This window comes from Paenibacillus sp. FSL R7-0216, from assembly GCF_037969915.1.
GTDB lineage: Bacteria > Bacillota > Bacilli > Paenibacillales > Paenibacillaceae > Fontibacillus > Fontibacillus rhizolycopersici.
This window is the reverse complement of sequence record NZ_CP150222.1, coordinates 1,383,778-1,407,258: the sequence shown is the minus strand read 5'-3', so window position 1 is coordinate 1,407,258 and position 23,481 is coordinate 1,383,778. Positions and strand designations below refer to the sequence as shown.

The following is a 23,481-nucleotide window of genomic DNA, read 5'->3' as shown; positions in this document are numbered from 1 at the left end:
GGAATAACCCATGGGTAATATCATTGAGGTCACCGGCCTAAAGAAATCATTTGGTTCGCTGGAGGCCGTGAAGAAAGTGGATTTTACAGTGAAGGAAGGAAGTTTGTTTGCTTTTCTGGGTCCTAACGGAGCAGGTAAATCAACGACGATCGACATCATATCCACCCAACTTCAGCAGGACGCCGGCGAGGTGATCATCGACGGGTATCGCTTGGGACAGGACGATGACCGGATTCGTTCTTCCATCGGGATCGTGTTCCAGGACAGCCTGCTGGATCCACTGCTTACGGTCGAGGAAAATTTGCAGATCCGGGGCCGATTCTACGGTCGGTCTCGTTCGGAACTCCAAGCGGCGATCGAAGTCGCGGCAGAGACTGCGGGTGTCTTCGAATTTCTAAAGCGTCCCTACGGTAAGCTGTCCGGCGGGCAGCGTCGGCGGGCAGACATCGCACGGGCGTTAATCCATACGCCAAAAGTGCTGTTTCTGGATGAGCCAACAACCGGATTGGATCCGCAAACGCGCAAGAGAGTGTGGGAAATGGTCCTCAAGCTGCAGCGAGAACAGGGCATGACGGTATTCCTGACCACCCATTATATGGAGGAAGCCGCTCAAGCCGACTACATCACGATCATCGACCATGGCGAAGTGTTGGCTCAAGGTACGCCGCTGGAACTTAAGAACCGGTATGCTTCGGACATGCTGAGAATTAAGCCAGCGGATGACGGCAAGTTGACTGCCCTGCTAGAGGAATTGGGCCTTGCCTTCGAACGGGATGCCGCAGGTATCTACCGTATTGCGCTAAATTCTACCCTAGAAGCGCTCGGGATCCTAGACCGGTGCCGGGACAATATCGCCAACCTGGAAATCGTCAACGGAACGATGGACGACGTCTTTATTAACCTGACGGGAACGGAGGTCAGAAGCTGATGTTAAGCATCGCAAACCGAAATTTGAAAATCTTTTTTAGGGACCGCGCCGCCGTATTGTTTTCCTTGCTGGCCGTGTTCATCATTCTCGGACTCTATGTCGTCTTCCTTGGCGACACCATCGCAAACAGTCTGCCGGTGATCGAAGGGGCGTCTGTTCTGATTAATAGTTGGGTACTGGCCGGAATCCTGGCCGTCACCTCCGTTACCTCAACCATGGGGGCTTTCGGAATCATGGTCGAAGACCGCTCGCGTAAGATCCTCAAGGATTTTACGACTTCTCCCCTCCGCAGAAGCCGGCTAACCGGCGGTTATATTCTCAGCGCTTGCTCCGTGGGCGTCATCATGAGCGTAGTCACGTTTATCCTTGGGGAGTTGTACATCCTGATGCTGGACGGGGAGTTACTGCCGCTGCTCAGTATCCTGAAGGTGCTTGGACTCATCGTGTTATCCGTGCTCGCCAGCAGCTCGATCGTCTTCTTCATCACCACGTTCCTGCGCAGTCAGAACGCCTTCTCGGCAGCCAGCACGGTGATCGGGACGCTGATCGGTTTCCTAACCGGCATCTACGTGCCGATGGGCAGCCTGCCCGAGGCGGTGCAATGGGTCATTAAGATTTTCCCGATCTCCCATGCCGGGGTGCTGATTCGTAGCGTCATGCTGGAACATCCGATGGAAGTGTCCTTCAACGGGGCACCCGCTGAGGCACTGACGGAGTTCACGGAAAGTATGGGCGTCATCTATCATTTTGGCTCCTACCAGGTCGAGTCCTGGTTAAGCATCGTCATTTTGCTGGCGACTACAGTGTTGTTCTTCGGCTTGTCCTTACTGAGTTTGTCGCGTAAAAGCAAATAAAACAAAGGACCGGACCGGGCGTGAATCGCCCGATCCGGTTATTTGGTGTGCCCTGACTTAGCTATTGTTGATGAACCCTATTAACGGTAGAAAATCCAATGGGTTGATTACCTTATCAACCCGACACCCCCGCCTGCGCCTCCCCATTCCCAGCCGCCGCTTCTCGCGCGGTTAAATGGCGTTTCGCCAGCAGCAGGAACGGCACGCCGAATGCGGCCGTCAATGCGATGATCCCAAAGATGATCAGGGATTCTGGGGCACCGAAGGCATCCAATAGGAAGCCGCCCAGCAGCGGCGCGAGCACATTGCCTAATTGGTTAAAGCCAAACATGCCGAAATACGTACCGCGCAGCGATGCCGGGGCAATGCGGTCGACCAGCACGTCAGTCATCGTAAACATCAGCACCTCGCCGATCGTAAAGATGACGACGCCTAGCAGGAACGCCCAGATCGCGTGAACCGAGCCGAACAGCAGCAGGCTGCCGGAGACGAACAAATTACCCGCAATCAGCGGCACAACCGGCGTGAAGCGGCCGGCGAACTTGACGATCGGGAACTGTACCACCAGGACGACAACCGCGTTCAGTGACAGCATGTAGCCAAACAGCTTGGCCCCGTCCTGGATACTTGGCGTCATCTCTAAGTATTGCGCTAACGTCGAGCTGAAATGTCCGTACCCAAGCACGCAGAAAATCATACCGACCAGCACATACAAGAAGGTCCGGTCCTGTCCGGTCACCTGCATCGCGCCCTTCAGGGACAGGCGCTCGCCCGCTCCATGACCCGCGGTTCCGATCTCCTTATGCAGCATAAACTGGAATACCAAAACCAGCCCGTACACCAGATAGACGAGACCGGCGAAATAGAACGCAATTCCCGAATCTGAAGCCCCCATTTGCAAACCTAGGATCGGCCCGACGACAACGCCAAGATTAATCGCTGCGTAACGCAGATTAAATACCAGCATCTTGCTTTCCTGTGGCGTGATATCAGCCAACAATGCCCGGGAGGTCGGTTCGAACAACGCACGGCACAATCCGTTTAAGGCATTCATAATAAAAAAGAGCCACACTTGATTCGCCAAGCCAAAGCCGATGAACACGAGCACCCAGCCGAAAATGGAAATGTACAGCACCCTCTTGCGTCCAATGACGTCCGAGATATACCCTCCGTAAAAGCTGGCGAACACCCCGATCAGCGAGCTGACCGCAACGACGATCCCAGTTTCGGACGGGGACGCTCCAAGGGACTTGATGAGATAGATGGATAAGAACGGAATGCTCATGGACGAAGCCATACGTCCAAAAATGGTCCCCACGATGATGGTCCACGATAAAGGGTGAATATTTCTGAGATGTGCGTTCATACGGTTTTCGCCTTCTTTGTTCACGAGTTGTACAAAACTATCTCCCTATTAAACCCGCGAAGTAAATAATTGTCAAGGCTTGACAGGCTCCGTGATGCCTGACATTTCAAAGACCCGCGAATCCCCCTGGATCCCCCCCGACTGAAGGGATTGCCGGGAACCGGATCAACACTGTCGTGCCGATCCCGGGACGGCTAAACATCTTCACCCCATACTCCGTGCCGAAATGCAACTGAATGCGGCTATGTACGTTGCGTATGCCAAACCCGGCCTCCGCCCCGGGTGCCGAGTCGAAAATTTGCCGAAGCCGATCTTGCGGCATGCCGATCCCATCGTCGATGATTTTGAAGCAAACTTCCCGCCCTTTCGCATAACCTTGAACCCGGACGTGAATCGGATCGCCGAACCAGGCATGCTCCAACACGTTTTCGATAAACGGCTGCAGGACTAGCTTGACCGTGGACAAAGATAGGATCGCCTGGTCGACCTCGAAACCAAAGGACACCGCCTCCCCGAATTTCGTTCGCTGGATATTGATGTAAGCCTCCGCCTGGGCCAGCTCGCTGCGAATCGGAATGATGGTCCGCCCGTCGCTAAGCGACAAGCGATAGAACTTCGCCAGATCAAGCACCATGCGCTGCAGCTTGTCAATCTCCCCGAACTTGGCGAGCCGGCTGATCGAGGACAGCGTATTATAGAGGAAATGCGGGTTGATCTGCGCCTGCAGCGTCTCCAGTTCGGCTTCCTTCTTCTCCAATTGGGACAGATAGACCTGCTCAATCAGCCGTTCGATATTGTGCCCCATCTCGTTTAGGGCAGAGGCGATCTGGGAAAACTCATCTTTCCCCCGGTAGCGCATCCGTTTATGGAGATCCCCTTCGCGGAAGGCATTCAGAACCGACACGATTTTCGTTACCCGGATCGAAAAATAACGGGAAATGAACATCCCGGCAAACGTAAACACGATCAAGCACAACACGCAGATCAGGGTCACGAACCAACGTACCTTCGTCGAGTCCTGTTCCATGATCGTAAGCGGAACCCGGGCCGTAAGTACCCATCCCGGACCTGCGACCTCCTCGCGAATCGTTAAAAACTCTGCCGATTCCCCCCGACTTCCGGCAACGCCGGTCTCTTCGATCCCGCCGGATTCGTATAACGTCTTCCCCGCCCCATCTTGAATCAGCAATTGGCTGCCCTCGCCGATTTTTCGGTAGTCCAGTGCTTCGAACAACTCGCCGCTTCGCACGCTCAGTCGCAAGAAGCCGATTACCTGCAAATCGAGCGGCTTATCGCTGTCGACCAGCCGGCGCAGCAGCGAAATTCGGCCATACTCCATGTCCCTCTCTACCTCGCGCCAAACAAGCGTTTCTCCGTATTCCTCTTCCGGAAACTCCAGAACCCACGGTTTGTCCTGAATCCTCTGAAGATGATAGATGTTGTATTGCCCCTCGAGCGCATCCGGGTTCTCTTGTAGGAATGAACCGTGATACACTTCGGGCAGCGTATCGTTCTCAAGGAACACGTACATGGCCAAATTCAAACCGGTCGCATTCATGGCGATATGGAGCTTCGGTTGGAGTACCGTTGTCGTGCGTTCATAGCTGCTCCAGCCTTCCTCATAGCTGCGGAGTTGCCTCACCAGTGTATAGTCATGGTATAGCATGGAGGAAACGCGCTCCACATCCGCCATTTTGTATTCCATGTTATCGCGGATTTGCAACAGCGTGCCTTGAATAGTGCTGCGGGTTTGCTTGCGGATGGATTCCTGATAAAGAGTGTGGGAGAAATAACCGATGGCGAGCACCGGAATCAGGATAAAAACAAGGTAGGTCAGCATCAGCTTGTAGCCGAACGGTAGGTAACGGGGCGACCGGTTTGGCGAAACGCGGAGAATCTTCATCAAGGCGACTCACTCCCGTTTACGAAATTCCATCGGCGTCATCCCGAAAGTTTCCTTAAATTGCCGGCTGAAATAAGGCATATAGCGATACCCGACCTGACCGGCGACCTCATAGATTTTCACCTTGGGGTCCCTTAGCAGCTCACGCGCCCGCTTCATCCGAAGCTCGGTCAGCATTTCGCTGAAGCCTTGGCCGGTTTCTTCTTTAAAGAGGTGTCCCAAATAATTGGGGGAAAAAGCAAACTGCTGGGCGATTTGCTTCAAAGTGAGGTTCTCGTGGAGACGCGCCTGCATGGTGGCCACGATTTCCTTGATCAACCGGCTGCTGCCTGGCATGTTCCTCAGGTCCGATGGGTCCGAAGGCTCCGGTTCGGCGAGCCGATCACGGGCGTCCTTTGACTCTCTGCCGTCTTGTGCTCCCAAAGCTTGCATCATTTGAAGGAACTGTTCCTCCGTGCGTTTGCGATTCGCCTCGTACTCAAGCTCAAGGGTGATTTGCCGCAACGAAGCGACCAGCTCTTCATCGTCCATCGGTTTCAGCACATAGCTGCATGCCTTCAACGAAAGCGCTTGCTTTACAAAGTGGAAATCCTGGTGCCCGCTGACGAACACGACGCGGACGTCCGGCTTTCGATCCAGCGCTCGCCGCGCCAGCTCCAGTCCCGACATATTCGGCATATTGACGTCTGTCACCAGAATATCGACGGACTGCCGTTCCATCAGCTCACAGGCCGAGAAGCCGTTGCTTACGGCGCCTACGACCTCCATCCCCAGCTCGGACCAGGGAATAAACGTCCTCATGCCCTCCAGGTCGAGATGCTCGTCATCGGCAAGCAATACCTTATACAAGATCGTCTGCCCCCTTTTCCCCTTGCGGAAGTTCGGTGTATCCCTAAGTATACCCGTCCCCCTCGGCGGTTGAGAACGGAGAAAATCCTCTAATAACAGCAGGCGTTTACGGATGTTCGGCGCGATGCAAGAAAGGGGAGCCCGAAAAAAACGGGTCCCCTCTTCGTATGTCCTGCTTCCTCGCCCTAGTTGCCCTGGATCATCTTCAAGTTTTCATGCCAGCGCTGAGTGTAATAATCCAGCAGCTTCTCGAACCCGATGGACATCGTATCGTCATGCGCTTTGTCCAGAATCGCCAGCGCCTCCTCATCTGTCTTCGCGTACAGGGCTTGAGCTCTCGCTTTCTGCCAAATGTCTTTGCCGCTTTGGAAGGTGATTCCCTCCTCTGTATCCGGCAGCGGGAACAAGTTGATAAACTCGGTCGCATCCCCTTGGGTTTTCCACGTGATTTCATACTGCCAATAGGTCGACCAGTTTCGCTCGTTCTCCGGCAGCGTTGCTTCGAATTTCCCCTTGATGTCGTCGACGTATACGGTATTGCCGACCCACATTAACGGGTCCATCTTCGCTTGGTAGTCCGCGAGCTTCTCTTTGTCCTTCGTATAGTTCTCCGTAAACTTCGGCGTGATGCCGTCGGCTTCACGTCCCTGCCAGAACTCGCCCTCGACACCCCACATCTGCAAGGTCATCCCTTCCGGACCGGTCCACCAATCCAGGAAAGCGAAGATCGCCTCCGGATCTTTGGCGCCGGTCGTGATCACAGCGGCGTTCCAGCCAAGCATATTATAGGTGCCGGGATACGTTTTGTTTTTGTCCAGCCCTTCCTTGTGGATCGGCCAGATCATGATGTAGCCGGCGTCCGGATCCTTCTGGGTTAAAGCCGCATGGGCCTGCATTGCATATAAGGTCGGGTTAGAGGAAGTATATACCGCCACTCGGCCGTTCATCAGCTTCTCCTGCACCTGATCCCGCGTTTGCGTCATTGCATCCTGCGTCATCAGCTTCTCGCGGAACAGCTTCGCCGCGTACACCACCGATTCACGGTAAGCCTCATCCTTATAAATCGAAGTCATCTTATCCCCGCTCGGAACGGCAAAATAACGCGGAAAGCTTAAATTGTTCTCTTTAAACGCGGAGTAGATTTGATCCAGGCCGTGGCCTTCGCTGGCCAGATCCGTCTCCAGCGGAATCACGTCCGGATATTTCTCCTTCACGAGCTTTAAGTAGGCGTACAAATCATCGGTCGTTTCCAGCTTGGGCGAGCCCAGCTCCGTATAAATCTTCTTGTTCACGACCCACCCGGCATTGCCGTTCGGACGGTTCGTATACCAGTTCGGGAACTGGTACAACTTGCCGTCGGGGGATCGCAGCATATTCAGCGCTTTCGGATCCAGCCACTTCTTCAGATTCGGATACTTCTCGATGTAATCATCCAAGGGGACCAGCAGCCCTGCTTCACGCAACCGCTCGACATCGGCTCCCCGCTCGCCCCAAATCACGTCCGGCAAATCTCCCGAGGCGATCATCGTATTCAGCTTTTGAACCGTATTTCCGCCGTTCGGGATTTCCGTGATGTTCACCTTCTTGTTCTCCTTGACCCAGGTGGTGGTCTCATCGGCGCCCCATTTCGGCATGGTGTACCAATCGTAGTTGCCGTATAACGTAAATTCCAGCGGCTCCTTGCCAAGCTCGTAAAGCTGCGGTTCAGCAGATTCGGCTTGGTTGTTCTTCGCACTGCCGCTGTTCTCCTTCGGCGCCTCGGCGGTATTGCCGCCATTTCCGTTGTTCCCCCCGCCGCCGGAGCATCCCGCGATAAACAAGGCGATCACCAGGAAAATAACCATCATTCGGCTTAACCGTATTCCCCTCTTTTGCATGCGACTGTTATCCCCTTTCTACTTACATTTTTATGTTCAAAGCAAAACCATTTGCTCCAAACCCCATGGCTACTCCTTCAAGGAACCCACCAGAACCCCTTTGACAAAATACTTCTGCACGAATGGATACACCAGGACGATCGGGAGCGTTGCCACCATCATCGTTGCCATCGAGAGCGATTTGCTGGTGACGGTTTTGGCCTGCGCCATATGGGCCTGCGCCGCTGCGTCCAAATTGGCCGTCTGCTCGGAGACGATATTGGAAGCAAGAATTTGCTTGAGAATGGTCTGAATCGGCAGCAGCTCCTCCTTCGAAATGTAGATGCTGGCCACAAACCACTCGTTCCAGTGTCCAACTGCCGTAAACAGCGACAGCGTTGCGATAACCGGACCCGACAACGGCAACACAATGCGGAACAGGGTGCCCCAATTCCCGCAGCCATCGATCTTGGCCGATTCCTCTAACCCTTGGGGTAGCCCCTGGAAGAAGGTACGGAAGATGATCATGTTCCACACCCCGATCAGCGAAGGAATAATATAAACCCAAAACGAGTTGAACATCCCTAAGTTACGAATGAGCAGAAAGGTCGGAATCAACCCGCCGGAAAAATACATCGTAAAGATACATATCAGCATGTAATACTTACGTCCCATCAGCTCACGTTTCGTCATTCCGTAGGAGAAGATCGCGGTTGCCAAGATCGCACTGACCGTCCCGACGACGGTCCGGAGTACGGAGATGACGAAACCCGACATTAACCGTTCGTCCTGAAAGACGACCTCGTAATTTTCCATGGTGAAGGCCCGCGGCCAGAGAGTAACCCCGCCTTTAGCGGTATCCAACCCCTCATTCAGCGAGATCGCAATGGCATTCAGGAACGGATATAACGTGGAGAGAGCAAAGACGATTAAGAAGACATAGATGAAAGCAACCATGACCCGGTCACCTCTGCTGCTAAACATCGCGAACACCTCCTCCTGATTACCATAAGCTGTTGCCGGATTTGCGGGCCACATAGTTGGCGATGGTCAACAACCCGACGCTGACGACCGCTTTGAATAATCCGACGGCGGTAGCGTAGGAATATCGGTAGTTGTTGATCCCGACCCTGATCACATACGTATCGATCACGTCAGACACATCCCGCAGCGCCGGGTTCACGGCCAACACGAGGATATCCTCGAAGCCGGCGCTCAGCAAATTGCCGATCGCCAATATCATAAAGATCGAGATCACCGGCATGATGGATGGAAGCGTTATCAAATAAATCTGCTTGAAGCGGCTGGCTCCGTCAATCGAAGCCGCCTCATACGTATTCGGGTCCACCCCGGCAATCGCCGCCAGGTAGACGATGGAACCGAAGCCGATTTCCTTCCACACGTTGGTCGTAATCAGGATGCTCCAGAAATACTCGGGCAGGGACAGGAAGTTGATCGGTTCCTGAATGGTACCGAGCCGCTCCAGCAACAGGTTTAAGCTGCCATTATCCGTTGCGAGCAGCGAGGCGACCAGTCCGCCGAGAATGACCCAGGACATAAAATGCGGTAAATACGTAATGGTCTGCACCACTCTTTTGAAAGCCATTTTCCGCACTTCGTTCAGCATTAGAGCCAACAGGATCGGCGCAGGAAAACCGATGCAGAACTTCAGCAAGCTGATCACAATCGTATTGCGCATCACCGTATAGAAATCCGGCGATTGAAAGAAGTAGGCGAAGTGCTTCCAGCCCACCCACGGACTACCGGTAAAGCTGTGTCCGATCTTGTAATCCTGAAAGGCGATCAGGACGCCGTACATCGGAATGTAGCTGAACACGAATATGAGCGCGAGCGCCGGGAGTACCATAAGCTGCAGGTCGATTTGCCGAATAAAACGCGCGAACCCGTTGTTCCTCCTCTTGTAAGGCACGCGCGGCATGGCGGGTTGCATTTCCTGATCGACGGATAGCCGGGCCATACGCTTCCCCCCTTTTCGCTTTATTCATCTTGTGAGTTATTGTATATTGGCCCCAGGCGCTTGCCTACCTGACCAATCAACGAAATGTGATAATAATCAATCGGCTATGATTTCATTTCCTCTGCCTGGGGAATTAGTGTAATATAAGTCCGTATTGCATTTAAGGGCATTTCGAGGATTTAACTTATGTTTAGGGGGCTTTATTTACGTGAAATCCGAATCTTCTACGCTGCAGAAAAAATTGCTGCCCCGCCATATCAGCTTCATGGCTATGGGCGGTGTCATCGGCACCGGCATCTTTAAAGGCAGTGCCGAGACCGTCAGCTTGGCGGGTCCTGGCGTGATCTTCTCCTACGTCTTCGCCGGCCTGCTGCTGCTTGTCGTCATGGGCGCGATTGCCGAAATGGCCACCGTGTATCCCGGCCGAAACATGAAGGACTTCATCCGCGAGGCGTTTGGGGAGCGTATCTCCTTCATCTTGGGTTGGCTGTATTGTTTCATGTGGCTAGCTGTTTGCGTGATTGAAGTGATCGCTGCCGGCAGCTTCCTGCAGTTCTGGCTGCCGGACGTGCCGCTGTGGGTGCTCAGCCTGGCCAGCGCCATCTTTATCCTCGCCATCAATATGATGAGCGTAGGTGGTTACGGTGAATTTGAATTTTGGCTGGCTGGGGTCAAGATCGCGATGATTATTGTGTTTATCTTGCTTGGTGCGGCTATGTTGTTTGGCTTCATCCCGGGTGCGGAAGCCCCGTTCCCGCGCAATTACATCGATTACGGCGGCTTTTTTCCGAATGGATGGACGGCAATCTTCTCGGCGCTGCTGGTCGTCATGTTCTCCTACGGCGGCTCCGAGCTAATCGGCCTCACCTTGTCGGAGGCCAAGGACGCTGAAAAGGTACTCCCCCGGGTGGTCAAAAACTTTATTTTGCGCGTGGTGCTGTTTTATACCTTGCCGATCTTGATCATTTGCGGACTTATTCCGTGGAATAGCCTTAGCGAGCAGACCAGCCCGTTCGTGCAAGTGCTGACGTCGGCAGGGCTGCAAGGCGCGGCGCATTTAATGAACTTCATCCTGATTACGGCCGTCTTGTCCGCAGCCAATTCCGGCATTTACGGTGCTACTCGGATGCTCCATTCGATGGCCACCGGCGGCGAGGCGCCGGCCAAGTTGGCGCGGATTTCGTCCAAGGGCGTGCCGATCAACAGCTTGATTCTTAGCGGGATTGTCCTGATCCTGGGCTCCATGCTCGCCGTTCTCAATCAAGCGGGATTGTTCCGCCTACTGATGGCCGTGCCCGGCTTTGTCGTCCTGCTCGTGTGGATTACGATCTGCTTGTCCCAGCTGAAGCTTCGTCGGCGTTATCCGACTGTGCCTAGCTTTAAAGTTTGGGGATTTCCTTATCTAACGGTGCTGGCCGTCATCGGTTTAGCGGTCATTGCCCTGCTGTTCCTGTTCGACGCGCAGAACCGCATCAGCATCGGCGTATGCCTCGCCGTACTGGTTCTGTTGATCGGATGGTCGACCGTCCGATTCCGCACGCGCCCAAGCCAGAGAGACTAGCAGCCTAGTAGTTCAAAAGCTCGGACCCTGCATTCCCCTGTTCCTCCCGTTCCCCTGCCCATGTTACAATGAAGGCAGAGGAGAGATTACAACTATTGGGGGAGACCATGGAACTTCAGGTTGTTACGGAACTAGTGTTGCGCAAGCCAAAACGGCGTCACCGGATCGCTCGCCGCATCCGGAATGCCTACCAATACGATACCGCCTACTGGCGATCCGCCGTTGCCGGCCCCTGGGGGGCCGGCATGTTCGCGTTTGGTCTGTTGGCGCTGGGCATGCCGACCGGGCTCGGAACCGCGGTCGACTTACTCCTGTTTCTGCTGGCGGGAACGCTCGCGCTTTACCTGATTGCTCACCTCACTACACTGCTGATAGCCTTGATCGGCTTGCCGATCCCCCGGCTGTTTACGGGGGCGGTCTTGTTTGATTACGCCGCCTCCTTCCTGATTTTCTACTATAACGAAGTATCCCTAGCCGCAGCTGCGATGGTGGCTGCGGTAATCAGCTTGGCGGGGATCGCCGCCGGACTGATGGCAGGAATGCTTGCCAGCCGGCGCCTCCGGCTTCGTCATAAAGCGGCGATCACCCTGACGGCGGTGTTGCTCGTTGCGGCGGCTGCGATCTGGTCTTTTGCTCCGGGGACGGGCAACGACTCCACCGTGCCCGCATTCCAAGGCGTGCAAAGCGCCGGGTTGTTGCAGGAAGCCGGCGAGGCTGGGGACGGCGGCAGACTATTGGCCGATCAGCCGGATAACCCCGCCGAACCCGGGCCCTATGCTGTGTCGACCTTTACGTACGGTAGCGGGAACGACACTTGGCAACCCGAATACGGTGAATCGGTTGACGTTACGTCCCAGGCGGTGGATGCTTCAGCTTATATCAAGAAGTGGTCGGTCTACCGAACCGCTTATTGGGGATTTAATCAACGTGCATTACCGCTGAACGGCAGAGTCTGGATGCCCGCTATGGCGGAAGGGAAGGACTCTACTGAAAGTCCTTCCCACTTTCCGATCGTCCTCATCGTTCACGGGAATCACTTAATGGAAGACTTCTCCGACGACGGCTACGCTTATCTCGGGAAACTGCTGGCCAGCCGTGGGTTCATTGCCGTCTCGGTTGATGAGAATTTCCTGAATTACTCCGTATGGACAGGGATTCCCGACAACGATATGAAAGTCCGGGCCTGGGTCTTGCTCAAGCATCTGCAGCAAATCGGCGATTTTGCCAACGAGCCCGGCAACCCGTTGTACGGCAAAGTCGACTTTGCCCGCATCGGCCTAGCTGGCCATTCTCGAGGGGGGCAGGCGGTGGCGATGGCCGCCGATTATAAGGATTGGTTCGGGAGTGATACGGAGTTGATTCAGAGCCTCGCCTCGTACCAAATCGAGGCCGTAGCCGCCATAGCGCCTACCGACAGGAAAGTAGACGGCAAGGTCACTCAGTTGAAGGATGTCAGTTATTTAACGCTCCAAGGCGCCCGGGACGGCGACGTTAGCGACTTTGACGGAGACCGGCAGTACATGCGAACGAGTTATTCATCGGGCGAGGAGCGGTTCAAGGCTTCTCTGTACATCGGGGATGCCAATCACAGCCAATTCAACAGCAGTTGGGGCGGCCGCGACGTCAGCTATCCGAAGGGCATCCTGCTTAGCCGGGACGGAATGTTGTCGCCGGCCGAACAGCGAAGCATCGCCAAGGTGTACCTTTCGGCATTCTTCGAAGAGACGCTGCGTGGCGGGGAGTCAGGGAACGACGGCCAATCGGGCCGGTACCTCCCGTTACTGCAGGATTATCGCGTCGGTCTGGACTGGCTCCCAGACACGGCTTACTACAACCGGTTTGAGAGCGGTTCGTTTACGGCCTGGGCCCGCTACGATGAGGATTCGAACCGGGCGACGCTGCCCGGTGGCGGGAAAGCGGCAGCCCGTGGATTATCCTGGAGAGAAGAGGATGCGAAGAACCGGCAAAAAGGCGTCAAGCCCTCCCGCGGGATCGTCCTGGAGCGCCGGCTGAGCGGAAACGAGCCGTCCACTTACGCGCTAAGCTGGAAGCAAGGCGCTCCCCTACCAGCTAGCGGTAGGCTGGAGGGGCTCGCGTTCTCGCTAACCGACCGCAGCTTTGAGCTGGAAGACGATACGCCGGATGCGCCCTTGGCTGCGGGGGCCGTCACGGTTGAGGTAGAGCTCATTGACGGAAACGGCACCTCCGTCCGCCTGCCTCTGACGAGATTCATGGAAGCCGAACCGTTGCCAATCACGTCGTTTACGATCCACCCTTGGCTGGACCGCCACCTATCGGACGGGAAATACAAGCATCCGACGGAAGCGGTATATCAAACGTACCGGCTGGCGATGGAAGACTTCATTGCAGCCAATCCGGATTTCGACCCGGATACTGGAATCCTAGAGTTTGCCTTTCAACTCAGCGGCGGCTCCGCCAAGCTGATGCTCGACGATATCGGAGCCTACTGACACGCAAAAAACGCTTATTCCCAACGGCCACCTAATGGCGTCGTTGGAATAAGCGTTTCTTTTTTTGATCATGAACGTTATTCGGTTTCTTTCGGGACCAGCTGGTAGATCTCTCCGCTTTCCATCGTATCGATGAGACGATCCAGCCATTCGTAATACTTCACCGTTTCCTTCATCTTGCGGACGTCTTCCTCCAACACCCTGCGAAGCGGCCCCTCCGCCTCTTCCGTCATCGCTTTGGTCAATTCCTCGATCGAGCGGCGTAACACCAGGATATTGCCTTCCACCGCTTTTCTCCATTTTATTGCGAAAAAGTCCGTAAACGTTTGGTACCAGTCGTATTCCACTTCATATAAGTCCTTGCGGGAGCCTTTCTCCCACACTTTATTGACCATTTTGAGATCCAGCAGGGTGCGAACTCCCGTACTCATGCTGGTTTTGCTCATTTTCATTTCCATGCCCATCTCATCAAGCGTCATCGGTTTGTCGGCAAAGAATAATAACCCGTACAAGTGCCCTGTCGATAAGGAGACCCCGTACAAATCCATGTTTCGTCCGATCGCCTCGATCACTCGCTTGCGTACCTTCATTAATAATGCCTGTTGCTCATCGGTGAGCTGGTCCAAGCTCATGCTTGCAACCTCCTATTCATTTGCAAAAAAACTCTCCGGCTGTAGCGCGTTTAACCCGTAAACCTTAAATCACCACGCGGCTCAACGCTTATTCTATCTTAAGAAAGTCAAGACCAAATGTAAAGAAGCAGCCTAGGGAGCATTTGGGAGGATTATGGAGTTATCCGGAAGATCTTTACGTTCAGTTTTTTCTGTACGTTCCTTACGTACGGTTTTCGACTTTGCGTTCTTGACAAGAGGTTTGTTAAGCTTACATCACGGATTGATGCGATACGGTCTCGCTCGGCCATTTTCTAGCAGTGAGCTGATATCGAAGGGGGAACTGAAGATTTAGAAAAGGAGTGAATCTATGAATCAGCCATTATTGCAAGTACGTGAAGTCAGTAAGTTATTTGGCCCTCATCCAGAGCAGGGCATTCCCTTATTAAAACAAGGTTACACCAAAGAGCGTCTACTCAAAGACAAAGGGGTTACGGTCGGCGTCGGGCAGGTCAGCTTGGACATCCGAGAAGGTGAAATTTTCGTCATCATGGGCTTGTCCGGGAGCGGCAAATCGACGTTGGTTCGCATGCTCAATCGGCTAATTGAACCGACGGCCGGAGAAATCCTGCTGCATGGCCGGGACCTCCGTAAAATGAACAAAAGCGAGTTGCGCGAGGTGCGGCGTAAATCGATTAGCATGGTGTTTCAGAAGTTCGCCTTGTTCCCACACCGAACCGTCCTGCAGAACGTGGAATACGGACTGGAAATCCAGAAGGTTGCAAAAAAAGAGCGTCGCGACAAAGCGATGCAAGCGCTGGAGCTTGTCGGCTTGAAGGGCTGGGAGCTCAAAATGCCCGATCAGCTAAGCGGCGGTATGCAGCAACGGGTCGGCCTGGCCCGCGCGCTGGCCAATGACCCGGAAATCCTGTTGATGGACGAAGCGTTCAGCGCACTCGATCCGCTCATTCGCCGTGACATGCAAGATGAACTGCTAGAACTGCAGGAGAAGATGAAGAAAACCATCGTCTTCATTACGCATGATCTGGATGAGGCCCTGCGCCTCGGCGATCGGATTGCCTTGATGAAAGACGGGGCGCTCGTCCAGATCGGTACGCCGGAGGAAATGTTGATGAACCCGGCCAACCGCTATGTGGAACGATTTATCGAGGATGTGGATTTGTCCAAGGTGCTGACTGCGGCCCGCGTGATGCGCCGGCCGGAGACGGTCACCTTGGATCGGGGGCCACGTGTTGCCCTCGAATTAATGCGCGAACGTGCGATCTCTAACCTGTTCGTCATCGGTCGGGGCAAACAGCTGCTCGGTGTTATTACGGCTGAGGATGCCTCCCGCGCCGCGAAATCCGGTGTGGGACTCGAGGAGATTCTGATCACGGACGGCCCCCGCGTAGCTCCGGACACGGTACTGAGTGATCTGTTTGAGGTCACTAGCTCGTCCAGGGTTCCGCTTGCGGTCGTTGACGAGCAAGAGCGGTTGCTTGGCGTGATCGTACGCGGCGCCGTGTTGGGTGCCCTCGCCGGAGAGAGCCATCATGAATCCAAGGAGGTGAGCCCAAATGAAGTCCATACCGAAATTGCCGTTAGCCGAGTGGATTGAATCGCTGGTGGACGGAATGGAACGGACGCTCGGCGGATTTTTCGACGGATTGTCCATGGCGATCGAAACGATCGTTGATTTTTTCGCAGGATTGTTTCTGCTGCCGCATCCCCTGCTGTTTATCGTCATCATCGGAATCATTGCTTATTTGATCGGAAAATGGCAGTTGGCCCTATTCACCGTCATCGGGTTCCTTCTGATCGATAACCTCGGTTATTGGGACGAAACCATGAGTACGTTAGGTCTGGTTATCACGTCCGGGCTGATTTCAATCCTGCTTGGGATTCCAATCGGCATTTGGAGCGCCTACAGCAAGCTAGTCCATCGGATCGTTTCGCCGCTGCTGGATTTCATGCAGACGATGCCGGCATTCGTCTATCTGCTGCCGGCCGTGACTTTCTTTAGCCTAGGTGTCGTTCCCGGGGTGATCGCTTCGGTGATTTTCGCCATCCCGCCAACGATCCGGCTCACTTATCTTGGCATCAAGCAAGTGTCCGGCGAGCTGACGGAAGCGGCCAACGCCTTCGGCTCCACGTCCTGGCAGAAGCTGTTCAAGGTGGAGCTTCCGCTTGCCATGCCTACGCTGATGGCCGGGGTGAACCAAACGATCATGTTGTCGTTGTCAATGGTGGTCATCGCCTCCATGATCGGAGCGCAAGGTATCGGGGCTACCGTCTATCGAGCAGTCACCCAGTTGAAAATCGGGCAAGGGTTTGAGGCCGGTCTGGCCGTGGTCGTCTTGGCCATCGTGCTCGACCGCTTTACACAAAATTTGTTTAAATCCAAATCACAAAGGGGAGATTAAGATGAAAATGAAGTTGAAGACGACGAGGAAACTGATGGTGTTGGCAGGTCTGGTTGGGATGTTGGTACTCTCCGCATGCGGACAAGCGAACAATTCCGCCGCAGGGGGCGGTAGCAACGCACCTGACGCGTCGGCGAACGGGGCAGGCAACTCCACTGCCGTCGCGATTGGCGAGCAAGTCGACTACGAAATCATCGGGATCGACCCCGGCGCGGGGATCATGAAAGCGACAAACCAAGCAATCGAAACCTACGGCTTGGCGGACTGGAAGCTGATCGAAGGCTCCGGTGCGGCGATGACGGCAATGTTAGATAAGGCGATCAAAGCCGAAGAACCGATCATTATCACCGGCTGGACGCCGCACTGGATGTTCGCCAAATACGATCTGAAATATTTGGAGGACCCGCAGAAGGTTTACGGCGAAGCCGAGGAAATCCACACGGTGGCTCGGAAAGGCCTGAAGGAAGATCATCCGACCGCTTATGAATTCCTTGACCGTTTTGAATGGACTTCGGATGAAATGGGAGCGATTATGACCGCGATCCAGGAAGGTCAGGATCCGGCTGAAGCCGCCAAAGCCTGGGCAGAGGCCAACACGGACCGCGTTGACAGCTGGACCGAAGGCTTGACGCCGGTGGACGGCGACAAACTCAAGTTGAGCTACGTCGCTTGGGATTCCGAGATCGCCAGCACAAACCTGCTGGAATACGTGCTGGAGAGCAAGCTGGGTTATGATGTTGAGTCCCTCCAGGTCGAAGCCGGCCCGATGTGGACCGGCGTCGCCAGCGGGGACGTCGATGCGACCGCAGCCGCTTGGCTGCCACTCACCCATGCGGATTACTGGGACAAATACGGCGATCAACTCGATGACCTCGGCGCGAACATGACCGGCGTCAAAACCGGCCTGGTCGTCCCGGCTTACGTGAATATTGGCTCGATCGAGGATTTGAAGTAAGGAAGTCACGATCCTCTCTTCCTAACGGAACCCAGAGACCTTATTCCCCCATTTCCCGGTGATTTCCCGCTGTAACGGAACCCAGAGACCTTATTCGGCTCTAATGCCCGCAAATTAGCTGCTTTTATCCGAAATAAGGTCTTCTAGTTCCGTTATCCGCGCTGAACATCTATAAAGTGTGAAATAGCGTCTCCTGGTTCCGTTAGCACTTTTAAGAGTGAGCAACGGAGCGACCGGCTGAATTCAAGATTCGACGTCGAATAGGCTACATCGACTTGCCTCGTGATCGGAAGATGACTTTTTGAACTACCGTTTCAATGAAGGTTCAAAAAGTTAGGTTTCGAGCACCGAGAAGCTTGAATGAAGTTAGGGAGTGAGTAGCGGAGCGTACGTTTTGGGTACATGAGCAACGGAGCGACCGGCTGAATTCAAGATTCGACGTCGAATAGGCTACATCGACTTGCCTCGTGATCGGAAGATGACTTTTGGAACACCCTTGCGTAACAGGAAGAAGCCACCCCGGGCAGAGGTGGCTTCTTCACGTATATATCAATTAAGAAGAGGGAGTATCTAAAGAATAGCATCGGTTCCTTAAAGGAACATTACAGAAACCTGAAGATCAGCTTAAAATTTTATTTCCAAATCCGTTTTCGCTGCAGCGCCTCCTGCACGTACCCATAAACGGAGACCGGGCTCATCACCATTTGATAGAGCAGCACATAGGCAATAAAGCCAAACAGGTTTTTGCGGATCCGCAGGTTGAGCGAGCGGAACACCTGACTTTGATACCGATACAAAATGAAGTTTTGGATAAACGTTAGCGGCAGCACCAGCAACGTTGCCGGCCCAACGATCCAGAAGATGCCGAAAAAGGCGAGTACCAAACCCGGCAGCCAACAGAAGGTGTACACCAAATCCAAATACGGCATCAGCAAATTGCAACCGGTCAAATATTTGGCATAAATGGACGGTTGGTTCCACGGCTTCAACATTTTCAGAGCTTCGATCATCCCCCGAGCCCAACGGCTCCTCTGCCTGACGAGATGACGGAACGATTCCGGAACGTCTGTAAAAGCGACCGCCAACGGTTCAAAATACACGCGCCAACGCCGGGCCAAGAATTTCCATGTCAGCACGATGTCCTCGCCGATCGCATCCGGCCAACCCTCCACGGCGCGCACGGCATCGGTTTTATAGAGGGAAAAAGCCCCTTGCGCTACCAACGTTCCCTGGAACATTCCCTGCAACCTTTTAATGCTGGCAATCCCGAGAAAATAATCCCATTCCTGCAGCTTGGCCCAGAAATTATGGCGGCTGTTACGGGCAAGCACCGCTCCCGCAACTGCGCAGATATCCGGTGGCGCCGACTCCATGCGGGACACGATATGCTTGACAGCCAGATTGTGCAGCAGCGTGTCTGCATCCAGCGTGATCATTAACTCGGTCTCCACCAAAGTTAGAGCCGTGTTAAGCGCATGGTTTTTGCCTGGCGTTTTCTCCTCGATCACGAGCAGGTCCAGACCAAGCTCCCTACCGGCAGCCTTGGCCCGCTCCGCCGTTTGATCCGAGCTATTGTTATCGATCACGATGACCTTCATCGGTCCCGAATACTCTTGAGCGGCTAGATACGCAAGCGTGGTCCTGATCCCACGCTCTTCATTATGACAAGCGATCAGCACAGTCACCGGCTGTTTGGGGGAGCCCCCCGGAAGCGGAGGTTGTCGGTCTAGCAACAGGCTGACGATCATAAAAGCGTTCATGTATCCGGGAATATACGAGATTCCCGCGATGATCAGAACCGCTGCAGGAAGCGTCACAAACCTCGCAAAATCTTGCAGCCACGGCATCGATACCCCTATGGAAAAGAGCATCCACAGACCTGCCGCCACATGGCTGATCCAAAATTTCTGATTCACCGATATGTAAATTCGTTTGGGATCGTCGTAGCTGCGATTCATGATGTTCTCCCTTATGTGAAAACGTTAGATTATGCCCATTATACGCGGTGGTTTCAACCCTGTAAATCATTCGACTCCTTGGGAAATTTATCATTTGTCACCGAACAGCCGATACAAAATGGAGAGGAGGTGACATTATGGATATTGCAGCAACGTCCGTAGCCATGAGCCAAAGCGCGCTTTCCCAAGCCGTTGGGATCCGTGTGTTGAGCATGGCCAAAGACCAGGCCGAAATCCAAGGTCAAAATCTCGTGCAAATGATGTCTCAAAGCCAAGCTCACCCGACGCTCGGGAAGAACTTGGATATCAAAGTTTAACTGTCCCAGTTCCATAGTCCTTGTTTGCCGAGGGCAGGAATCGGCTCGAGAAGCGGACGCAGCTCGGTCAGTTCCCAGGCGTACCGGCCCGGCGCAAAGTCGCCGAACCGGTATTCCTGCCCTGCGGCTTCCAATCGTCTTTCACCTCCACCCAGCCAGGCAGTCTCCCCGCTGTTGCTCAACACGGATAGACATTCATTCAACCGGCAAACGGCTACGATCGCACCGACTGGCAGTTGATCCGCAGACGAGTATCCGTGCGCTAGTAAAAGCGACCGAATCGGTTCTGTCTCGCAAGCCTTCCGATCCATTTTCTTACCGGCATGTATACCAAGCTCACCGCGATAATTCGTTCTCCAGCTCCTCGTTTCCAACCGCTTGGCCCCTATTGCAATCAGTGTCGCCCAAGGTTGTCGGATCGTGATGCAGCGCATGATCTCCCCCCACTTCGATTTTTCATCTGAACGTTTAGTACTTCACCCGCCTTACCTCCGCCTTCAGCTCATCCATCATTAACTCAGCTGCTTCCTCTCCAGCTTTGATGCAATCGGTCATTTTGGAGAAGTCGAACGCGGACACATGCCCCACGTCCGGCCGGATGACGATATCGGCAAGCCGCAGGCTGGTATGTTTGCGCTCCGCGGTCATCAGACTATAGGAGCGGTAAACAACCTCGATCATGTTGCGGGGCGGTTTCTTCTCATGTTCTCGGGTCACATCAACCGCAATAATCAACCCTACGTCCTTCCGCTTCAACTCCTGAACAGGCAAATTGTTCAACACCCCGCCGTCAACCAGCAGTTGATTCCCCCGTACTAACGGAGCAAACACCCCGGGAAACGCCGTCGTTGCCCGCAGCGCGGTCCCCAAGTCGCCTCGATCCAGGATGACCTGCTGACCCTGCATCAAATCGACGGCAACGGCCTTGAATCGGATGGGAAAATCCTCGATCTTCAGCTCATCCTTGCCATGCTGCTTCAATAATTCGTTGACCGTGTGATAGATTTTATTTCCGCCGATCAGACCCCGGTGGCGGATTCCTAAGTCCATCAGCCGGTATTTCGGCGTGTGGTACAGCAAATCCTCAATGTCCCCCGCCGGAATGCCAGCCGCATATAAGCCCCCAATCGCACCGCCCATACTGGTGCCTACGATCGTGTCCACTGGAATCCCATGCCGCTCAAATGCCTTCAGCACACCCAAATGAGCGAGTCCACGTACGGCCCCGCCGCCTAATACCAACCCCACTTGTTCCATGGCCATCTCCCCGTCAGCCGTTCCTTATTACTAAAATACATATTCTTCAGCTTGGCGGAAGTTCCTCCTCTCCCAAACAAAGCGCCCCGAATCGACGATGGCAACATCGACCCGGGGCGGACCAGAGCAAGTCATTCAACTTATTGGAAGGCGGCGTAAGGAATCGTGAATTCCGGCATCCCCGCCGCATAAGGCGTATATTCATATTGGGTAAAGTAGATGACGACCCCGTTCCGGTTCAAGAAGAAATCGCGGTCCGCTTCGATCGAAGTAAACGGATGAAGCAGCTCCAGCTTACGCTCTTTGATTTGCTCTTTAATTGTACTGTTAATAATCGAAACGTAATTGGCGTTATTGTTCGCCGCCTCTTTCAAGGTCAACACTTTACCGGTAGACAAATCAAACGTGTACGGAACGCGGGCTGTCGTCCCATGCGCGCCTCCAAGATCCACGTAATAATCCACATAGAGGCTTAACCGGCCTTTTTCGTTATAAGTCACTGTGAAGCGTCCGTCAACGCTGGGCTGACGTACCGACGCGTTCGGGTCGTTGTCGAGAATCCGGCCGTTTTCCTCCGCGGCCAGGCCGATTTCCTTCGCTCCTGCAGCAACGTGCTTATCAGCTTCTTCTTTGAGGAAGGTATTGATCTTCTGTTGGACTCCGCTATCTGCCAATCCGGAAAGGACCGGATAATACACCAACAGCGATTTTCCGTCCCCGTCCGCTCCAATCTCTTTAGCGCCAATTTTCACGTCATTCTCTTGAACGGCTTGAAGAGCAATAAGCTTTGTGGAGGAATCATAACCTACGATATACCCCATTTGTTCGAGAATGAAGCGCATCGGCAAATAGGTCGTATTATCCTGGACCACAAGCTGTGGCCCCCAAAGGATCTGCTCATTTAACTTAAAGGAGGTTGCGTTCAGATTGATCTCCAGCACCCGGTTTTTGCCGGTGACTTTCGCCACCTGCGTTGCTTTGTCGAAGCCGATGCCAAGCCCCAGACCATTACTCAAATCACGCAGCGCAATATACGTAGTGCCATGTAGGTTGATGGTTTTGATCGTTTTTTTGGCGCCTTCTATGCTGAACGCTTGAGGAGACACTGTATATTTGGCTTTGGCCGCAGCTTCTGCCTGCTGCCCCGGTAATGATATGGCCAATGGAGCCGCCATAAGTGCTGCAGCAAGGGTATAAATCATCCATTTATTGCGTTTATTCATCGTAAGTGATTCCTTTCCGGTGGGCTCACCTGAAACTAAGTATCACTGAAAAAACGAAATCGGGGTTAAAAAAGTTGCATGTTGTGATGGGTGGCCAAACTCGATTTTCGAACGAAATGAACTGCACTTTTGCAGTTGACTAACCTTAACGTACTCGGTGACCTTAGTGGGGCTGGTATGCCCACGAACAAATCGATTACAATGTTAACAACAATACATCGATACGATGGAGGGTTCCCCTATGTGCGGGCGATTTACGATTACACTTCCCCTGGACGAGCTGATTGTCAGGTATCTGATTTTTGAAAATCGGCTGGCGAAATTCGCTCCGAACTATAACGTAGCGCCGATGCAATTCATCCCCGCTATCATTTCGGGCAAGCAGGGCAACCGTCTCGGCGAGCTGCGATGGGGGCTGGTTCCATCCTGGGCCAAAGAGGACAAGATCGGCGGCAGCATGATCAACGCCCGGGCCGAATCGCTAACGGAGAAAGCGGCGTTTCGCAAGCTGCTCACGTCCCGGCGTTGTCTTATCCCGGCCGACGGCTTCTACGAATGGCAGCAGCGGGAAGGCGGCAAGCAGCCGTTCCGGATCGTCATGAAAGACGAGAGCCTCTTCTCCTTTGCGGGGTTGTATGATATTTGGAGCGATCCGCACGGAAACAAGCTGGCGACCTGCACCATCATCACCACGGAACCCAATTCGCTTATGGCTGAAATCCACACCCGGATGCCTGCCATCCTTCGTCCGGAGCACGAAGCCGAGTGGCTGGCGCGAGAGCATGCAGACGCCGCTTCTTTACTTAGGCTTCTTCAGCCCTACGAAGCAGCGAAGATGCGAGCTTATCCGGTATCTACGGCCGTCGGAAACGTGAGGAACAATTCCAAGGAACTGCTGGAAGCGGTCAAATAGTCGGATAGAATCGATCTTACTCCCGAAAAAAAGGGCTTCGCCTTACGCGCAAGCTGAT

20 protein-coding genes are annotated in these 23,481 nt (G+C 54.0%); 9 read left to right on the top strand and 11 right to left on the bottom strand.

Annotated elements, in window-relative coordinates:
* Positions 1-10 precede the first annotated feature (10 nt).
* Positions 11-928 carry an ABC transporter ATP-binding protein gene (locus MKZ15_RS05970; RefSeq protein WP_339820617.1) on the top strand — a complete coding sequence of 306 codons (918 nt, stop codon included), beginning with the start codon at positions 11-13 and terminating at the stop codon, positions 926-928.
* Positions 928-1,782 (top strand): ABC transporter permease, encoded by an 855-nt coding sequence (locus MKZ15_RS05965; protein WP_213623440.1) that lies wholly within the window; start codon positions 928-930, stop codon positions 1,780-1,782. The genes MKZ15_RS05970 and MKZ15_RS05965 overlap by 1 nt, the downstream gene beginning before the upstream one ends.
* A 115-nt stretch (positions 1,783-1,897) precedes the next feature.
* On the opposite strand, the gene MKZ15_RS05960 is transcribed toward MKZ15_RS05965, so the two are convergent.
* The 6 genes from MKZ15_RS05960 to MKZ15_RS05935 form a co-directional block, all read right to left on the bottom strand.
* Complete coding sequence (locus MKZ15_RS05960; RefSeq protein WP_339820615.1) at positions 1,898-3,148, bottom strand: MFS transporter; 1,251 nt, start codon at positions 3,146-3,148, stop codon at positions 1,898-1,900.
* 106 nt (positions 3,149-3,254) lie between these two features.
* Positions 3,255-5,051, bottom strand: a complete 1,797-nt coding sequence (locus tag MKZ15_RS05955) for a sensor histidine kinase (RefSeq protein ID WP_339822316.1) — start codon at positions 5,049-5,051, stop codon at positions 3,255-3,257.
* Positions 5,052-5,060: 9 nt separating this feature from the next.
* Entirely contained in the window at positions 5,061-5,900 is an 840-nt protein-coding gene (locus MKZ15_RS05950; RefSeq protein WP_155606470.1) for a response regulator, read from the bottom strand.
* A gap of 185 nt (positions 5,901-6,085) precedes the next feature.
* Entirely contained in the window at positions 6,086-7,777 is a 1,692-nt protein-coding gene (locus MKZ15_RS05945; protein ID WP_339820612.1) for an extracellular solute-binding protein, read from the bottom strand.
* Positions 7,778-7,846: 69 nt separating this feature from the next.
* Positions 7,847-8,740, bottom strand: a complete 894-nt coding sequence (locus tag MKZ15_RS05940) for a carbohydrate ABC transporter permease (RefSeq protein WP_155606468.1) — start codon at positions 8,738-8,740, stop codon at positions 7,847-7,849.
* Positions 8,741-8,759: 19 nt separating this feature from the next.
* Complete coding sequence (locus MKZ15_RS05935; RefSeq protein WP_193415530.1) at positions 8,760-9,734, bottom strand: ABC transporter permease subunit; 975 nt, start codon at positions 9,732-9,734, stop codon at positions 8,760-8,762.
* Between the two features lie 208 nt (positions 9,735-9,942).
* Here MKZ15_RS05935 and MKZ15_RS05930 point away from each other — a divergent pair, with 208 nt between their 5' ends.
* Complete coding sequence (locus tag MKZ15_RS05930; RefSeq protein WP_339820608.1) at positions 9,943-11,295, top strand: amino acid permease; 1,353 nt, start codon at positions 9,943-9,945, stop codon at positions 11,293-11,295.
* A gap of 107 nt (positions 11,296-11,402) precedes the next feature.
* Positions 11,403-13,766 (top strand): alpha/beta hydrolase, encoded by a 2,364-nt coding sequence (locus MKZ15_RS05925; RefSeq protein ID WP_339820605.1) that lies wholly within the window; start codon positions 11,403-11,405, stop codon positions 13,764-13,766.
* A 77-nt stretch (positions 13,767-13,843) separates the two neighbouring features.
* Here the strand turns inward: MKZ15_RS05925 and MKZ15_RS05920 are convergent, their stop codons facing one another.
* Complete coding sequence (locus tag MKZ15_RS05920) at positions 13,844-14,398, bottom strand: GbsR/MarR family transcriptional regulator (RefSeq protein WP_339820603.1); 555 nt, start codon at positions 14,396-14,398, stop codon at positions 13,844-13,846.
* A gap of 349 nt (positions 14,399-14,747) precedes the next feature.
* Here MKZ15_RS05920 and MKZ15_RS05915 point away from each other — a divergent pair, with 349 nt between their 5' ends.
* Genes MKZ15_RS05915 through MKZ15_RS05905 form a run of 3 tightly spaced genes read left to right on the top strand, consistent with a single transcriptional unit; the run spans position 14,748 to position 17,755 of the window.
* On the top strand, positions 14,748-15,995 hold the full coding sequence (locus tag MKZ15_RS05915; RefSeq protein WP_339820601.1) for a glycine betaine/L-proline ABC transporter ATP-binding protein: 1,248 nt from the start codon (positions 14,748-14,750) through the stop codon (positions 15,993-15,995).
* Positions 15,955-16,800, top strand: coding sequence for a proline/glycine betaine ABC transporter permease (locus MKZ15_RS05910; RefSeq protein WP_155606462.1), 846 nt, complete (start codon positions 15,955-15,957; stop codon positions 16,798-16,800). Before MKZ15_RS05915 ends, MKZ15_RS05910 begins: the two co-directional genes overlap by 41 nt.
* 7 nt (positions 16,801-16,807) lie before the next feature.
* Positions 16,808-17,755: a glycine betaine ABC transporter substrate-binding protein gene (locus MKZ15_RS05905; RefSeq protein WP_155606551.1), complete on the top strand. Its 948-nt coding sequence runs from the start codon at positions 16,808-16,810 to the stop codon at positions 17,753-17,755.
* 632 nt (positions 17,756-18,387) lie between these two features.
* Here the strand turns inward: MKZ15_RS05905 and MKZ15_RS05900 are convergent.
* The gene (locus MKZ15_RS05900; protein WP_339820599.1) at positions 18,388-19,713 is read right to left on the bottom strand and encodes a glycosyltransferase; all 1,326 of its coding nucleotides are present in this window, start codon (positions 19,711-19,713) and stop codon (positions 18,388-18,390) included.
* A gap of 137 nt (positions 19,714-19,850) precedes the next feature.
* Between MKZ15_RS05900 and MKZ15_RS05895 the strand changes: the two genes are divergently transcribed.
* Positions 19,851-20,030, top strand: coding sequence for a YjfB family protein (locus tag MKZ15_RS05895; protein ID WP_155606460.1), 180 nt, complete (start codon positions 19,851-19,853; stop codon positions 20,028-20,030).
* On the opposite strand, the gene MKZ15_RS05890 is transcribed toward MKZ15_RS05895, so the two are convergent.
* The 3 genes from MKZ15_RS05890 to MKZ15_RS05880 form a co-directional block, all read right to left on the bottom strand.
* A complete protein-coding gene (locus MKZ15_RS05890; RefSeq protein ID WP_339820595.1) occupies positions 20,027-20,464 on the bottom strand; it encodes an ASCH domain-containing protein in 438 nt (145 codons plus the stop codon). The genes MKZ15_RS05895 and MKZ15_RS05890 overlap by 4 nt on opposite strands.
* 34 nt (positions 20,465-20,498) lie before the next feature.
* The gene (locus MKZ15_RS05885) at positions 20,499-21,287 is read right to left on the bottom strand and encodes a patatin-like phospholipase family protein (RefSeq protein ID WP_339820591.1); all 789 of its coding nucleotides are present in this window, start codon (positions 21,285-21,287) and stop codon (positions 20,499-20,501) included.
* Between the two features lie 140 nt (positions 21,288-21,427).
* Positions 21,428-22,510, bottom strand: a complete 1,083-nt coding sequence (locus MKZ15_RS05880) for a DUF3298 domain-containing protein (RefSeq protein WP_339820588.1) — start codon at positions 22,508-22,510, stop codon at positions 21,428-21,430.
* 241 nt (positions 22,511-22,751) lie between these two features.
* On the opposite strand from MKZ15_RS05880, the gene MKZ15_RS05875 reads away from it, so the two are divergent.
* The gene (locus MKZ15_RS05875; RefSeq protein WP_339820586.1) at positions 22,752-23,423 is read left to right on the top strand and encodes an SOS response-associated peptidase; all 672 of its coding nucleotides are present in this window, start codon (positions 22,752-22,754) and stop codon (positions 23,421-23,423) included.
* Positions 23,424-23,481: the final 58 nt, after the last annotated feature.